This window comes from Burkholderia sp. lig30, assembly GCF_000687455.2.
Classification (GTDB): domain Bacteria; phylum Pseudomonadota; class Gammaproteobacteria; order Burkholderiales; family Burkholderiaceae; genus Burkholderia.
Genome location: NZ_JGVW01000085.1, coordinates 46,417 through 62,243, shown reverse-complemented (window position 1 = coordinate 62,243; position 15,827 = coordinate 46,417). Strand labels below are relative to the sequence as shown.

9 protein-coding genes are annotated in these 15,827 nt (G+C 66.2%); 4 read left to right on the top strand and 5 right to left on the bottom strand.

The window, feature by feature from the left end:
* The first annotated feature begins 284 nt into the window (after window positions 1-284).
* The gene (gene dinB / locus LIG30_RS15685) at window positions 285-1,448 is read left to right on the top strand and encodes a DNA polymerase IV (protein ID WP_038713524.1); all 1,164 of its coding nucleotides are present in this window, start codon (window positions 285-287) and stop codon (window positions 1,446-1,448) included.
* Window positions 1,449-1,496: 48 nt separating this feature from the next.
* Here the strand turns inward: dinB and LIG30_RS15680 are convergent, their stop codons facing one another.
* From LIG30_RS15680 to fixL, 4 genes are all read right to left on the bottom strand, one after another.
* Window positions 1,497-3,587, bottom strand: a complete 2,091-nt coding sequence (locus LIG30_RS15680; RefSeq protein WP_038713523.1) for a M3 family metallopeptidase — start codon at window positions 3,585-3,587, stop codon at window positions 1,497-1,499.
* 196 nt (window positions 3,588-3,783) lie between these two features.
* Window positions 3,784-4,641, bottom strand: coding sequence for a bifunctional methylenetetrahydrofolate dehydrogenase/methenyltetrahydrofolate cyclohydrolase FolD (gene folD / locus LIG30_RS15675; RefSeq protein ID WP_038713522.1), 858 nt, complete (start codon window positions 4,639-4,641; stop codon window positions 3,784-3,786).
* A gap of 233 nt (window positions 4,642-4,874) precedes the next feature.
* Complete coding sequence (gene fixJ, locus LIG30_RS15670) at window positions 4,875-5,513, bottom strand: oxygen response regulator transcription factor FixJ (protein ID WP_006493245.1); 639 nt, start codon at window positions 5,511-5,513, stop codon at window positions 4,875-4,877.
* Entirely contained in the window at window positions 5,510-8,023 is a 2,514-nt protein-coding gene (gene fixL / locus LIG30_RS15665) for an oxygen sensor histidine kinase FixL (protein ID WP_038713521.1), read from the bottom strand. Before fixL ends, fixJ begins: the two co-directional genes overlap by 4 nt.
* A gap of 273 nt (window positions 8,024-8,296) precedes the next feature.
* On the opposite strand from fixL, the gene aceE reads away from it, so the two are divergent.
* The 3 genes from aceE (at window position 8,297) to lpdA (ending at window position 14,737) form a co-directional block, all read left to right on the top strand.
* Entirely contained in the window at window positions 8,297-10,993 is a 2,697-nt protein-coding gene (aceE, locus tag LIG30_RS15660) for a pyruvate dehydrogenase (acetyl-transferring), homodimeric type (protein ID WP_038713520.1), read from the top strand.
* A gap of 70 nt (window positions 10,994-11,063) precedes the next feature.
* Window positions 11,064-12,701, top strand: a complete 1,638-nt coding sequence (gene aceF, locus LIG30_RS15655; protein ID WP_038713519.1) for a dihydrolipoyllysine-residue acetyltransferase — start codon at window positions 11,064-11,066, stop codon at window positions 12,699-12,701.
* A 275-nt stretch (window positions 12,702-12,976) separates the two neighbouring features.
* Entirely contained in the window at window positions 12,977-14,737 is a 1,761-nt protein-coding gene (gene lpdA, locus LIG30_RS15650) for a dihydrolipoyl dehydrogenase (RefSeq protein WP_038713518.1), read from the top strand.
* Window positions 14,738-14,917: 180 nt separating this feature from the next.
* Here the strand turns inward: lpdA and LIG30_RS15645 are convergent, their stop codons facing one another.
* Complete coding sequence (locus LIG30_RS15645) at window positions 14,918-15,484, bottom strand: phasin family protein (protein WP_038713517.1); 567 nt, start codon at window positions 15,482-15,484, stop codon at window positions 14,918-14,920.
* Window positions 15,485-15,827 lie beyond the last annotated feature (343 nt).

The following is a 15,827-nucleotide window of genomic DNA, read 5'->3' as shown; positions in this document are numbered from 1 at the left end:
AGAATCAATCGTAAAAATTCGAGATTCGCATTGCTAATGGTTGTTTTTTTCTGGATGACGGGTGGGTGAGTACCTTCGGTGTCATCGGTTTGGCATCCGGTAACACCAGGCCGAGATTTTCGGCCCCCTTGGCCAATCAATCCGATTGCCTTTATTGGCGGCGCCGCGATTACACACGACGCTGAGAGCATTGAGCACCAACGCTCGCCGGGACACTCGGCTCGCGCAACGGCCCGGAACGGCACAGCAACGCAGGGCGGCACGGCGCAGTTGAAACAGTCACTGTGTTTTTGTACAGTATCGACACCGTGAATGCGCTTACCGTCCCGTCCGCCGATCCGCCAGCGCCGCCGTCGAGCGACGCGCCGCCGCTCGTGCGCAAGATCATCCACTGCGACTGCGATTGCTTCTACGCATCGGTCGAAATGCGCGACGACCCGTCGCTGCGCGGGCGTCCGCTCGCGGTCGGCGGTCGTCCGGACCAGCGCGGCGTGATCGCGACCTGCAATTACGAGGCACGCCGCTTCGGCGTGCATTCCGCGATGTCGTCGGCGCTCGCGATGCGCAAGTGCCCGGGCCTGCTGATCCTTCCGCCGTCGATGGACAAGTACCGCACCGCGTCGCGCCAGATCATGGCGATCTATCGCGATTACACGCCGGACGTCGAGCCGCTGTCGCTCGACGAGGCGTATCTCGACGTCAGCCGGTCGGAGCGGTGCCAGGGCAGCGCGACGCTGATCGCGCGCGAAATCCGCGAACGCGTGCGCGACACGGTCGGCGTGACCGTGTCGGCGGGCGTCGCGCCAAACAAGTTCGTCGCGAAGATCGCGTCGGACTGGCACAAGCCGGATGGCCTGTTCGTCGTGCGCCCGCATGAAGTCGACGCGTTCGTCGCGGCGCTGCCGGTTCGCAAGCTGTTCGGAGTGGGGAAGGTGACGGCCGCGCGCCTCGACCGGCTCGGCATCCAGACCTGCGCGCAATTGCGCGAATGGCCGCTGATCGACCTGCACCGCGAATTCGGCGCGTTCGGGCGGCGCCTGCACGAGCTGTCGCGCGGTATCGACGAGCGGCGCGTGGTGGCCGACCAGGAGCGCAAGTCGGTCAGCGTCGAGACGACCTACGTGACCGATCTGACGACGCTCGACCAGTGCGCGGCCGAAATTCGCCGGCTGGTCGACTCGCTCGACGCGCGCATCGCGCGCGCGGGCGCGGCGAGGTCGATCCGCAAGCTGTACGTGAAGATCCGCTTCGCGGACTTCCAGCGCACCACGGTCGAATGCATCGCCGACGCGACCAGCGCGCAGACGGCCGTCGCGCTGCTCGCGAAGGGGCTGGCGCGGCGTGCGCAGCCGGTGCGGCTGCTCGGCGTCGGCGTGCGCATCGACGAGGACACGGCCGAACGGCACGGCCAGATCGCGCTGTTCGAGCACGAATGGCCGGCACCATGAAAAAACGGCACCGCAACGCGGTGCCGTCTTCACACGCTTCGCGCGCGCTTATTGCGCGGGCGCGGCCATCCCGTTGTGGCGCAGCAGCGCGTCGATCTTCGGCTCGCGGCCGCGGAACGCCTTGAACGAATCCATCGCCGGCCGGCTGCCGCCGACCTCGAGAATCTCACGGCGATAGCGTGTGCCGGTGGCGACGTCGAGCACGCTGCCGCCCGCCGACTGCGCGGCTTCCTCGAACGCCGCGTAGGCGTCCGCCGACAGCACTTCCGCCCACTTGTAGCTGTAATAGCCGGCTGCGTAGCCGCCCGCGAAGATGTGGCTGAACGTGTTCGGCCAGCGCGAGAACGGCGCCTGCGGGATCACGTGGAAGCGCTCGTTGATCGCGCGCGCGAAGTCGTTGACGCTCACCGCGCCGGCCGGATCGAAGTCGACGTGCAGCAGCATGTCGAACATCGAGAACACGATCTGCCGAAGCGTGCCGAGCCCGCTCTGGAAGTTCTTCGCGGCGAGCATCTTGTCGAACAGCGCGCGCGGCAGCGGCGCGCCCGTGTCGACGTGCGACGACATCGACGTCAGCACATCCCATTCCCAGCAGAAGTTCTCCATGAACTGGGACGGCAGCTCGACCGCATCCCATTCGACGCCGTTGATGCCCGACACGCCCAGTTCGTCGACACGCGTGAGCATGTGGTGCAGGCCGTGGCCGAACTCATGGAACAGCGTGATCACTTCGTCGTGCGTGAAGCACGCGGGCTTGCCGCCGACCGGCGCCGAGAAGTTGCAGGTGAGATACGCGACAGGCGTCTGCACGGCGTCGCCGCGCTTCGCGCGCGAACGCGCGTCGTCCATCCATGCGCCGCCGCGCTTGCCTTCGCGCGCGTACAGGTCGAGGTAGAACTGCGCAACGAGCGAGCCGTCGCGGTTCTCGACGCGGAAGAAGCGCACGTCCTTGTGCCACACGGGCGCTTCGTCGGGCTTGATGCTCACGCCGAACAGCGTTTCCGTGACGGTGAACAGCCCCTTGAGCACGGCCGGCTCGGGGAAGTACTGCTTGACCTCGTTTTCCGAGAACGCATAGCGCTGCTCGCGCAGCTTCTCCGCCGCGTAGGCGACGTCCCACGGCGCGAGTTCCGTCAGGCCGAGTTCCGCCGCCGCGAACGCGCGCAGTTCGTCCCAGTCTTTTTCGGCGTGCGGGCGGGCGCGCACCGCGAGATCCTCGAGGAACGCGATGACCTGCTGCGGCGATTCGGCCATCTTCGGCGCGAGCGACACTTCCGCGAAGTTGCGGTAGCCGAGCATCTGTGACTCCTCGCGGCGCAGCTTGAGTTCGTCGGCGACGATCGACGTGTTGTCCCATCCGGCCTTGCCGTCGCCGTACTGCGGCCCCAGCTCCGACGCGCGCGTCGCGTACGCGCGATACAGCGTCTCGCGCATCGCGCGGTTGTCCGCGTATTGCAGCACCGGGAAGTAGGACGGGAAATGCAGCGTGAACTTCCAGCCTTCGTGGCCGTCCTTTTGTGCCGCTTCGCGCGCGGCCTCGATCGCGTCGTCGGGCAGCCCGGCGAGTTCGGCTTCGGTTTGCGCGACATACGCATACGCGTTGGTCGCGTCGAGCACGTGATCGGAGAACGCCTTCGACAGCGCCGCCTGCTGCTCCTGCAGCTCGGCGAAGCGCGGCTTCTGTTCCTCGGGCAGCTCGGCGCCCGACAGGCGGAAGTCGCGCAGCGCGTTGTCGAGGATCTTCTTGCGCTCGGCGGACAGCGCCGGATATTCACCGCTCGCGGCGATCGCCTTGTACTTCTCGTACAGCGCGAGGTTCTGGCCGACGCTCGACCAGAATTCGGTCACGCGCGGCAGGTTCTCGCCGTACGTGGCACGCAGTTCCGGCGTATCGGCCACCGCATTCAGGTGGCCGACGATGCCCCATGCGCGACCGAGCGGCTCCGTCACATGCTCGACCTTCTCGACGATCTCCGCCCAGGTCGCCGCCGTGCCGGGCGCGCTGGCGTCGTCGACGGCGCGATTGGCGGTCTCGAGCAGCGTGTCGAGCGCGGGCGTGACGTGTTCCGGACGAATCTCGCCGAAGCGGGGCAGGCCCGAGAAATCGAGGAGCGGATTGGTGTTGGCGCTTGCGGACATAAGACTCCCTGTCTGTTGCGGGGTGAACCGGGGGATGAGGCTGGCGCGCGCGGGCGCCTGCTATCGACATTATTGGGGCGCATCGTGCGCTTTCCAATCGATAGTTTCCAATGACGCGATCGAGCGGGGACGGATGCGCGCCCGGCGGGCGGCGCGGTGCCGGCGCGCCAGACGACGCGCCGGACGGGGAGGGGGATCAGGCGGCCGACGCGGCGCGCTCGGCGGCTTCGATCGTGTTGATCAGCAGCATCGTGATGGTCATCGGGCCGACGCCGCCCGGCACCGGCGTGATGTGGCCGGCGACTTCCCTGACCCCCGCGAAGTCGACGTCGCCGCACAGCTTGCCGGCTTCGTCGCGGTTCATGCCGACGTCGATCACCGTCGCGCCGGGCTTCACCATGTCGGCGGTCAGCACGTTGCGCTTGCCGACCGCGGCGACGACGATGTCCGCCTGCCGCGTATGCGCGGCGAGGTCGCGCGTCTTGCTATGGCAGATCGTGACGGTCGCGCCCGCTTCGAGCAGCAGCATCGCCATCGGCTTGCCGACGATGTTCGAACGGCCGATCACGACCGCGTTCGCGCCTTGCAGCGGGATGTCGTGCGCCTCGAACATCTTCATCACGCCGTACGGCGTGCACGGGCGGAACAGCGGCTTGCCGGTCATCAGCGCGCCGGCGTTCGCGACGTGGAAGCCGTCGACGTCCTTTTCCGGCGCGATCGCCTCGATCACCTTGTGGCTGTCGATATGCGCGGGCAGCGGCAGCTGGACGAGAATGCCGTGGATCCGCGGATCGCGGTTCAGCTCGTCGATGCGCGCGAGCAGGTCGGCCTCGGACAGCGACGCCGCGTAGCGATCCTTCAGCGAGGAGAAGCCATTGTCCTCGCACGCCTTGATCTTGTTGCGCACGTAGACTTCGCTGGCCGGGTTGTCGCCGACGAGAATCACCGCGAGGCCCGGCTGGTGGCCGCGCGCCGTCAACGCGGCGGCGCGTTCGGCGGCCTGGGCGCGCAGGGTCTTCGAGAGGGCGTTGCCGTCGATGAGGATGGCTGTCATGGTGGGATCTAGCTTGGGAGTTGGAATGCGGGCGTGCGGCGACCGGGTCGGCGCCGCAGCAAAGCATGGAATTATACCGCCCGCATGCCGCCGCCCGACAGGAAATGCCCGGGAAGCGCCATCGGCGCGCCGAACGGCGGGGGCTGCCGGCACCGCGAAGACGGACGGCGCGGCGCGTGCGGGGAACGGCGCGCGCCGGCCGGCGTGCGCGGCGGCGCGTCAGGCCGGGTGCGTCAGGCCTGCTTCTTCGACAGCGCGAGGCGCAGCAGGTCGGCCACCGTGTTGACGTTGAGCTTTTCCATGATGTTCGCGCGGTGCGCCTCGACCGTCTTGATGCTGATGCCGAGATCGTCGGCGATCTGCTTGTTCAGGCGGCCGGCGATGATCCGCTCGAGCACCTGCTGCTCGCGGGCGGTCAGCTTCGACAGGCGCTCGCTCGCGGCGCGCTGCTCCTGCACGCTCTTGCTCTCGCTGCGGGCCTTGTCGAGCATCCGCTCGACGAGCTTGCGCAGTTCCGCCTCGTCGAACGGCTTCTCGATAAAGTCCATCGCGCCCTTTTTCATCGTCGACACGGCCATCGGCACGTCGCCGTGACCCGTGACGAAGATGATCGGCAGCGCGGCGTTGTCGGCGATCAGGCGCTCCTGCAGTTCGAGGCCGCTCATGCCCGACATCCGCACGTCCAGGATCAGGCACGCGATCTGGCCTGCCTGCTGCGCCGGCTGATAGGCATCGAGGAACTGCTCGGCGCTCGAGAAGCATTGCACGCGATAGCCGTTCGCCTCCAGCAGCCAGCGCAGCGAGTCGCGCACGGCCTCGTCGTCGTCGACGACAAAGACGGTTTCCTGAGTGGTGGTGACAGGGCTATTCATAGTTCTCCCGTAACAGTATGTGATGCCGATGCCTCGGACCCCCCTCGGCCGAGATCCTCGGGTTCCCCAATGGGCAGGCTGCAGTGGAACGTCGCGCCGGAGATGCTGCCATCCGCCTCGACATTATTCACCACCCACAGACGCCCGCGATGCGATTCGATGATCGAACGGCAGATGTTCAGCCCCATGCCCATGCCGTCGGACTTGGTGCTGTAGAAAGGCTCGAACAGGCGCTCGGCGGTCGCTTCGTCGACGCCCGGGCCCTGGTCGATCACGCGGATGTCGACGAAGCCCGCCTCCAGGTCGGCGACGACGCGAATCACGCCGTCCGCCGCCGGCGGCTTCACGTCGGCCATCGCCTCGGCCGCGTTCTTCATCAGGTTGACGAGCACCTGCTCGATCAGCACCGGGTCGACATAAATGATAGGCATTCTTGCGAGGATTTCGGTGACGATCCGGATCCTGCGCTTCCTGGCCTCGATTTCCGCGAGCCCGACCGCGTCGGCGACGATGTCCGCGACGCGCGCCGGCTGGCGTTTCGGCTCGCTGCGCTTCACGAACTCGCGGATGCGCTTGACGATCATCCCGGCGCGCAGCGCCTGCTGCGCGGTCTTCTCGAGCGCGGGCTGCAGCGTTTCGGGCGTCGCGCGCCCGCTCTTGACGAGCGCGAGCGTGCCCGAGCAATAGTTGTTGATCGCCGCGAGCGGCTGGTTCAGCTCGTGCGCGATCGACGACGCCATTTCGCCCATCGTCATCAGGCGGCTCGTGAACTGCAGCTTCTCTTCCTGCTGGTGCGCGAGCTCCTGCGCCTTCTTGCGGGTCGTGATGTCGGTCGCGATCTGCATCTGCGCGAGGTGGCCGTCGACCCACTGGATGTACTGGCGGCGCACCTCGAACCACTTCTGGATGCTCTCGACGTAGATCTCCTGCGCGTCCGCGGTGCTGTTGGTCAGCGCAGCGGCCGGCAGGCCGGCGAACGCGTCGATCATGTCGATCGAATCCGACGACGCCTGCGCGTGGTCGAAGCCATCGCCGGACAGCTCGAGATGGCCGTCCGGGCGGATGCCGAACAGATGCCGGTAGTAGCGGTTCGCGAACAGCAGCTCCGCTTCGTCGGCTGCGAGCACCGACACGGCCGCGTCGAGGCTTTCGAGCACGGTCGTGAAGCGCTCGTGCGCGGCGGCCAGCTCCTCGCGCGCGCGCTTCGGCTCGGTGATGTCGGTCATCGACGACATCCAGCCGGTCTGGCGGCCCGAGCTGTCGATCAGCGGCGACACGTAGAGGCGCGCGTGGAACAGCGTGCCGTTCTTGCGCCGCACGCGCAGCTCGAAGCCGGAGCTGGGCGCCTTGCCGCGCAGCGTCATGTCGAGCTGGCGCTGCATCTCCGGATACGCGTCGCGCGGCCAGTAGGGGAACGGCGCGACCTTGCCGATGAGGTCGCTCTCGTCCCAGCCGGTCATCCGGCAGAACGCCGGGTTCACGTGCGTGATGCGGCCGTGCATGTCGAGCACACGCATGCCGATCAGCACCGAGTTCTCCATCGCGCGGCGGAAGAAGGCCTCCGCATACAGCGCCTGCTGCGCCTCGAAGCGCTGCCGGGTGTGCTTCCACAGGCTCCAGAGGCTCCACAGCACGAAGCACGACAGCCCGGCGACGAGCCAGACGAGCGTGTTGTTGGTCAGGTTGGTGAGCTGCGGGAACGCGTAGACGCGCACGGTCAGCCCCTGGCCGGGCGGGTCGAGCGGCAGGTCGTAGTGCGAGTCGCGCGGCAGGCGCGGGCGCGACGACGTCGACGACAGCTCGCGGTTGTTCGCGTCGGTGATCGAGATCTTGTACTTGGACGACAGCTCGGACGGGATGTCGTGCCGCAGGATGCCTTCGACCGAGAACACGGCCGCGATCGCGCCGAGGTATTCGCGCTCGCGAATCACCGGCGTCTGCAGCGTGATGTAGCCGTTGCCGAAGTCGTCGTAGATCAGCGGCGAATACGCCTGGCGGCGCGAGCTGCGCGCTTCCGCGTATGCGCCGCGCACGGCGTCTTCCATCTGCGCGTCGTTCGGCTTCGCGAGCCGCTGGCCGTGCTCGGGCGGCCGGACGGTCGCCCAGCGCTGCGTGCCGGGCGCCGTGTACCAGTTCAGGTAGAGGATCTCGGGATGCGTCTGCATCACGTCCGCGACCGCCATCTGGAACGCGTTCTGATCGAGGCGGCCGGCCGCGAGGTCGCGCGACAGCGCCTGCAGTTGCTCCTGAGCGCCCGTCATCGACAGGCGGATCTGCTGCTGCGCCCACGCGACGTTACGGAACAGGGTGTCTTCCTGCTGCTGCTGCTCCCGGCGGTTGAGGCTCCAGAGGATGAGACTCATCACCACCAGGAACACGAGGATCGACAGCAGCGGCGTCAGCAAATAGGAATTGGACCACCACGGTCCGTGGTGCCAGCGGGACGGCTGCGAATCCGCCGGCGGGCCGGACGGTCGCGCCGAGCGTGCGAAAAGCCGGTCGGTCAACATGGCAGGATTGTAGCGCAGCGCAAATCATGGAAAACCGATACCAGATATGTTGAACGGAAACGGATTTGTCACGCCGCGTCGCGTTCGGATGCCAGAAATACGCGGTGCGCCGCAGCAATATTCCGCATTACGAGAAAAGATCTCATAATTCGAAAATTTTGTTGCGCCGGGTCGCGAGCGCTCATTACAATCCGCTGGAGCTTGCCGCAGCCGGTCGCGACGCGTCGTCTGCACGAAGCGCGATCCTCACATTTCAGGACCCAGGAGACGAGAATGTCCGCCGTACCCAATGAAGTGATGAAATATGTCGCCGCCGAGCGTGACGACGATCCGCAGGAAACCGTCGAATGGCTCGAGGCGCTCGACGGCGTGATTTCCTCCGTCGGCACCGGGCGCGCGCACTACCTGATCGAGAAGCAGATCGAATTCGCGCGTGTGCACGGCGAACATCTGCCGTTCTCCGCGAACACCCCTTACATCAACACGATTCCGGTCGAAGCCCAGGCGAAGATCCCCGGCGACCAGGAAATCGAACACCGCATCCGCTCGTACACCCGCTGGAACGCGATCGCGATGGTCGTGCGCGCCGGCAAGGAAACCAACGTCGGCGGCCACATCGCGTCGTTCGCGTCGGCCGCGACGCTGTATGACGTCGGCTACAACCACTTCTGGCACGCGCCGTCCGACCAGCACGGCGGCGACCTCGTGTTCGTGCAGGGCCACTCGTCGCCGGGCGTGTACTCGCGCGCGTTCCTGCTCGGCCGCCTGTCCGAAGACCAGCTCGACAGTTTCCGCCAGGAAGTCGGCGGCAACGGCATCTCGTCGTATCCGCACCCGTGGCTGATGCCGGACTTCTGGCAGTTCCCGACCGTGTCGATGGGCCTCGGCCCGATCATGGCGATCTACCAGGCGCGCTTCATGAAGTACATCGAAGCGCGCGGCATCGCGAAGACGCAGGGCCGCAAGGTCTGGGCGTTCCTCGGCGACGGCGAGACCGACGAGCCGGAATCGCTCGGCGCGATCGGCATGGCGAGCCGCGAGAAGCTCGACAACCTCGTGTTCGTGATCAACTGCAACCTGCAGCGTCTCGACGGCCCGGTACGCGGCAACGGCAAGATCATCCAGGAACTCGAATCGGAATTCCGCGGCGCCGGCTGGAACGTGATCAAGGTGATCTGGGGCGGCCGCTGGGATGCGCTGTTCGCGCGCGACAAGTCGGGCGCGCTGATGCGCCGCATGATGGAAGTCGTCGACGGCGAATACCAGACCTACAAGTCGGAATCGGGCGCGTACGTCCGTGAGCACTTCTTCAACTCGCCGGAACTGAAGGCCCTCGTCGCCGACTGGTCGGACGACGACATCTGGGCGCTGAACCGCGGCGGCCACGATCCGCACAAGATCTACGCGGCGTTCCACGAGGCCAGCAACACGAAGGGCGCGCCGACCGTCATCCTCGCGAAGACCATCAAGGGCTACGGGATGGGCGAGTCCGGCCAGGCGATGAACATCACGCACCAGCAGAAGAAGCTGCCGGTCGAGCAACTGAAGAAGCTCCGCGACCAGTTCCGCCTGCCGATCTCGGACGAGCAGATCGCCGACGTGCCGTACCTCACGTTCGAAGAAGGCTCGAAGGAGCTCGAATACATGCGCAAGCAGCGCATGGACCTCGGCGGCTACCTGCCGCAGCGCCGCCAGAAGGCGACGTCGCTGCCGGTGCCGGCGCTCGACGCGTTCGAGCCGCTGCTGAAGGGCACGGGCGAGGGCCGCGAGATCTCGACGACGATGGCGTTCGTGCGGATCCTGAACATCCTGCTGAAGGACAAGGCGCTCGGCAAGCGCGTCGTGCCGATCGTCCCGGACGAGTCGCGCACGTTCGGCATGGAAGGCCTGTTCCGCCAGATCGGCATCTGGAACCAGGAAGGCCAGAAGTACGTGCCGGAAGATTCCGACCAGCTGATGTTCTACAAGGAATCGGAAACCGGCCAGATCCTGCAGGAAGGCATCAACGAAGCGGGCGGCATGTGCGACTGGATCGCGGCGGCGACGTCGTACTCGACGCACGGCGAGATCATGGTGCCGTTCTACATCTTCTACTCGATGTTCGGCTTCCAGCGGATCGGCGACCTCGCATGGGCGGCGGGTGACATGCGCTCGCGCGGCTTCCTGCTGGGCGGCACCGCGGGCCGCACGACGCTGAACGGCGAAGGCCTGCAGCACGAAGACGGCCACTCCCTGATGTGGGCGGCATCGGTGCCGAACTGCGTGAGCTACGACCCGACCTTCGGCTACGAGCTTGCCGTCATCATCCAGGATGGCCTGCGCCGCATGGTGCAGGACCAGGAAGACGTGTACTACTACGTCACGGTGATGAACGAGAACTACGAGCACCCGGCGATTCCGCAGGGCGAGCACGTGGCGGCCGACATCATCAAGGGCATGTATGCGTTCCGGAAGGCCGACGCCGAGGCGAAGGCGCCGCGCGTGCAACTGCTCGGCGCCGGCACGATCTTCAACGAAGTGATTGCCGCGGCAGACCTGCTGAAGAACGACTGGGGCGTCGCCGCCGACCTGTGGAGCGTGCCGAGCTTCACCGAGCTCGCGCGTGAAGGCCACGACGTCGAGCGCTGGAACCTGCTGAACCCGACCGCCGAGCGCCGTCTGTCGCATGTGCAGAAGTGCCTGAAGGACACGCAGGGTCCCGTCGTCGCATCGAGCGACTACGTGCGCGCGCTCGCCGACCAGATCCGCGGCCAGATCGACCGCAAGTACGTGGTGCTGGGCACCGACGGCTATGGCCGTTCGGATACCCGCGCGAAACTGCGTCACTTCTTCGAGGTCGACCGCTACTGGGTCACGGTCGCGGCGCTCAACGCACTCGCCGACGAAGGCACGATCGACCGCAAGGTCGTCGCCGATGCGATCGCGAAGTACAACCTCGATCCGTCGAAGCCCAACCCGATGACGGTTTAACGCACACGCGCCGTGTGATACCGCGGTCCGCTCCAGGGAGGGGCGGGCGCGGTTCAGGAGACACAAACAGATGAGTCAAGCGATCGAAGTGAAGGTGCCGGATATCGGCGATTACAAGGACGTGCCCGTCATCGAAGTGCTCGTGAAGGCGGGCGACACGGTCGAGCCCGAGCAGTCGCTCGTGACGCTCGAGTCGGACAAGGCGACGATGGACGTCCCGAGCCCGGCGGCCGGCACGGTCAAGGAAGTGAAGGTGAAGGTGGGTGACGCGGTGTCGGAAGGCTCGCTGATCATCCTGCTCGAAGGCGGCGTCGCGGCGCAGCCGAACGGCGCAGCCGCGCCGGCGGCTCTGCCTGTCGCCGCGCCTGCGTCCGCAGCGCCGGCACCGGCTGCCGCACCGGCCGCGGCCGGCGGCACGCTCGAGGTGAAGGTGCCGGACATCGGCGACTACAAGGACGTGCCGGTGATCGAGATCGGCGTGAAGATCGGCGACACGGTCGAGAAGGAACAGTCGCTCGTCACGCTCGAATCGGACAAGGCGACGATGGACGTGCCGAGCCCGTCCGCGGGCGTCGTCAAGGACATCAAGGTGAAGATCGGCGATACGGTGTCCGAAGGGACGCTGATCGTGCTGCTCGAGGCCGCCGGCGCGCCGGCCGCCGCGCCGCAGGCTCCGGCCGCCGCGCAGGTGGCAGCGACGACGCCGGCTCCCGCGCCGCAGGCTGCCGCCGCACCCGCGCCGGTCGCGGCGCCTGCGCCGGCTGCCGCTGCGCCCGCGGGCGAATACCGCGCGAGCCACGCGTCGCCGTCGGTGCGCAAGTTCGCGCGCGAGCTCGGCGTCGAGGTGGGCCGGGTCGCGGGCAGCGGCCCGAAGGGCCGTATCACCAAGGAAGACATCACGAACTTCGTGAAGGGCGTGATGACCGGCCAGCGCGCGGCGCCGGCTGCCGCGGCCGCACCGGCCGGCGGCGGCGAGCTGAACCTGCTGCCGTGGCCGAAGGTCGACTTCTCGAAGTTCGGTCCGTTCGAAGCGAAGCCGCTGTCGCGGATCAAGAAGATCTCGGGCGCGAACCTGCATCGCAACTGGGTGATGATCCCGCACGTCACGAACAACGACGAAGCGGACATCACCGAGCTGGAAGCGCTGCGCGTGCAACTGAACAAGGAGCACGAGAAGGCGGGCGTGAAGTTCACGATGCTCGCATTCGTGATCAAGGCGGTCGTGTCGGCGCTGAAGAAATTCCCGACGTTCAACGCGAGCCTCGACGGCGACAACCTGGTGTTCAAGCAGTACTACCACGTCGGTTTTGCCGCCGACACGCCGAACGGCCTCGTCGTGCCGGTGATCCGCGATGCGGACAAGAAGGGCCTCGTCGACATCGCGAAGGAAATGACCGAGCTGTCGAAGGCCGCGCGCGACGGCAAGCTGAAGCCGGACCAGATGCAGGGCGGCTGCTTCTCGATCTCGTCGCTCGGCGGGATTGGCGGCACGAACTTCACGCCGATCATCAACGCGCCGGAAGTCGCGATCCTCGGGTTGTCGCGCAGCGCGATGAAGCCGGTGTGGGACGGCAAGCAGTTCGTGCCGCGCCTCACGCTGCCGATGTCGCTGTCGTATGACCATCGCGTGATCGATGGCGCGGAAGCCGCACGGTTCAATGCGTATCTCGGCGCGCTCTTGGGCGACTTCCGTCGAGTGATTCTTTGATGAGCGTGAGGGGCGCTCGCGGGGGCGCGGATTTTCTGTCGGTGATCCGCGTCTCGTCGTTGAACTTGCTTTCTTAACGGCCTGCATGCGTCGCCCCTGCGCGGGGCGGCGGTCACTTTTCTTTGTCTTCCAAAGAAAAGTAACCAAAAGAAAGGCGCGTCCTTGGGCGGACGGCAAAGGTGGTCCTGCCCAAGTCCCCGTTCTCCAGTCAGGCCGTAGTTCACTCGCGAGTTTCTCCCTCCCTCTGTCTGCAGTTAATCAAGAAGGGGACAGTAATGAGTCTCATCGAAGTCAAAGTTCCGGATATCGGCGATTTCAGCGGCGTCGATGTCATCGAAGTCAACATTCAGCCGGGCGACGTGATCGAAAAGGAGCAGACGCTCCTCACGCTCGAATCGGACAAGGCCTCCATGGAAGTGCCGAGCGACGTCGCCGGCATCGTCAAGGAAATCAAGGTCAAGGCCGGCGACAAGGTCTCGCAAGGCACTGTGATCGCACTGGTCGAGGCCGCCGCAGGTGCTGCCGCGCCCGCCGCCAAGCCCGCCGAAGCACCGAAGGCCGCCGCACCGGCGCCCGGCGCCGCTCCGGCTCCCGCGCCGCAAGCCGGCAGCTATGCCGGCCCCGTCGACGTCGAGTGCGACATGCTTGTGCTCGGCGCCGGCCCCGGCGGCTACTCGGCCGCGTTCCGCGCCGCCGACCTCGGCATGAAGACCGTGCTCGTCGAGCGCTATTCGACGCTCGGCGGCGTGTGCCTGAACGTCGGCTGCATCCCGTCGAAGGCGCTGCTGCACACCGCGCTCGTCGTCGAGGAAGCGGCCGCGCTCGCGGATCACGGCATCTCGTTCGGCAAGCCCGAAGTCAACCTCGACAAGCTGCGCGACTTCAAGTCCGGCGTCGTGAAGAAGCTGACGACGGGCCTCGCCGGCATGGCGAAGGCGCGCAAGGTCGAAGTCGTGACCGGCGTCGGCGCGTTCGTCGATCCGTATCACATGGAAGTGCAGGGCGACGGCGGCAAGAAGGTCGTCCGGTTCAAGCAGGCGATCATCGCGGCCGGCTCGCAGTCGGTGAAGCTGCCGTTCCTGCCGGACGACCCGCGCATCGTCGATTCGACCGGCGCGCTCGAACTGCGCCAGCTCCCGAAGCGGATGCTCGTGATCGGCGGCGGCATCATCGGCCTCGAAATGGCCACCGTCTATTCGACGCTCGGCGCCGAAATCGACGTCGTCGAAATGCTCGACAACCTGATGAACGGCGCGGACCGTGACCTCGTCAAGGTCTGGGAAAAGTACAACGCGAAGCGCTTCGGCAACGTGATGCTGAAAACCAAAACGGTCGGCGCGGAGGCGAAGGAAGACGGCATCTACGTGAAGTTCGAGGGCGAAAAGGCCCCGGCGGAAGCGCAGCGCTACGACCTCGTGCTGGTCGCGGTCGGCCGCAGCCCGAACGGCAAGAGGATTGGTGCCGACAAGGCCGGCGTCGCAGTGACGGATCGCGGCTTCATCGACGTCGACAGGCAGATGCGCACGAACGTCCCGCACATCTTCGCGATCGGCGACGTCGTCGGCCAGCCGATGCTCGCGCACAAGGCTGTCCACGAGGGCCACGTCGCGGCGGAAGCGGCGCACGGCGAGAAGGCGTATTTCGACGCGCTGCAGATTCCGTCCGTCGCCTATACCGATCCGGAAGTCGCGTGGGCGGGCAAGACGGAAGAGCAGTGCAGGGCCGAAGGCATCAAGTACGGCAAGGCCGTGTTCCCGTGGGCCGCATCGGGCCGCGCGATCGCGAACGGCCGTGACGAGGGCTTCACGAAGCTGATCTTCGACGAGGAAACGCACCGCGTGATCGGCGGCGGGATCGTCGGCCTGAACGCGGGCGACCTGATCAGCGAAGTGTGCCTGGCCGTCGAGATGGGCGCGGACGCGGAAGACATCGGCAAGACGATCCATCCGCACCCGACCCTCGGCGAGTCGATCGGCATGGCGGCCGAGCTGTACGAAGGCGTCTGCACGGATCTGCCCCCGCAACGCAAGAAGTAAACACTGCCGGCGCGACGCGCCGGTCGTGAAGGAAAAACGGCGCTTCCCGCAACGGAAGCGCCGTTTTCGTTTGTTGGGGCGCGGCGGGGCACTCCCGGAAAATCCCGCGCGTCCGGCGCCCGGGCGCACCAAAAGAAAAAGCCGCGCTCGGCGCGGCTTTTTCTGGCACATCCGGATCGCTTAGGCGGTCGGCTTGCTGGTGCGGCGCGCGGCTGCGGCGCTGGCGGCCTTCGTCGCGACAGCAGCAGCGGCGTTGAAGTTCGTCTCGGCGATTTCGACCGCTTGCTTCGCAGCCTTCTGCACCGTTTCGTACGTCGTGTTCGCGGCGTTCAGTGCCGACTTCAGCGCGGCAACAGCCGTTTCCGAACCGGCCGGTGCGTTCTTCGCGACGTTGTCGACGAGTGCCTGCACCTTCTTGTTCTGCTCTTCGTATTGCGCTTCGGCAACCTTCGCGAACTCGGCTTGCGTCGCCGTCGCGATTTCATACAGGTGGCGGCCGTACGACAGCACCTTTTCCGCGACCGGCTGCGACAGGCTGGCCTGCAGCGCGATGAACTCCTGCGCGTCCTTCACCGACAGCAGACGCTGCGCATTTTCCTGGCCTTCGGAGAGCGTCGACTTCACGACTTGCAGGTTGAGTTCGATCAGCTTTTCGACGCCTTCGAATGCCTTGGTCGTCAGGCCGAACAGGCTCTCGAGGTTGGCTTTCTGGGCGGCAGCGATTTGCTCGGGGGTCAGCAAAGACATGTCATCCTCCTGAAAAGCGATCGAAACGATCGCAAGGGTAAGGGGCACTACTCTGGGGAACTACGGATCTGCGCGCTTTGTGCAACGCAGCATTGGAAGCTATTGTAGGGCAGCGGCTGTGCATGTCAAGCGTTTTTTGTGCGCCGCACAATCATGACAAATTATCGACAAAACAACGAGTTATATGTCGGGGTTGGGAACGGTTTCAGTTGATGCTTCTCCGTCGTGCGCGCAACTGGCCGGCGGGCAGCGCGCACCATCGCCGGGCACAGGTAAACCTAACAGGCCGATGGAACGTTGTGTAGGGAATCGTGTCGAAACGCGCGCAGTTGCCGGGGTTGCC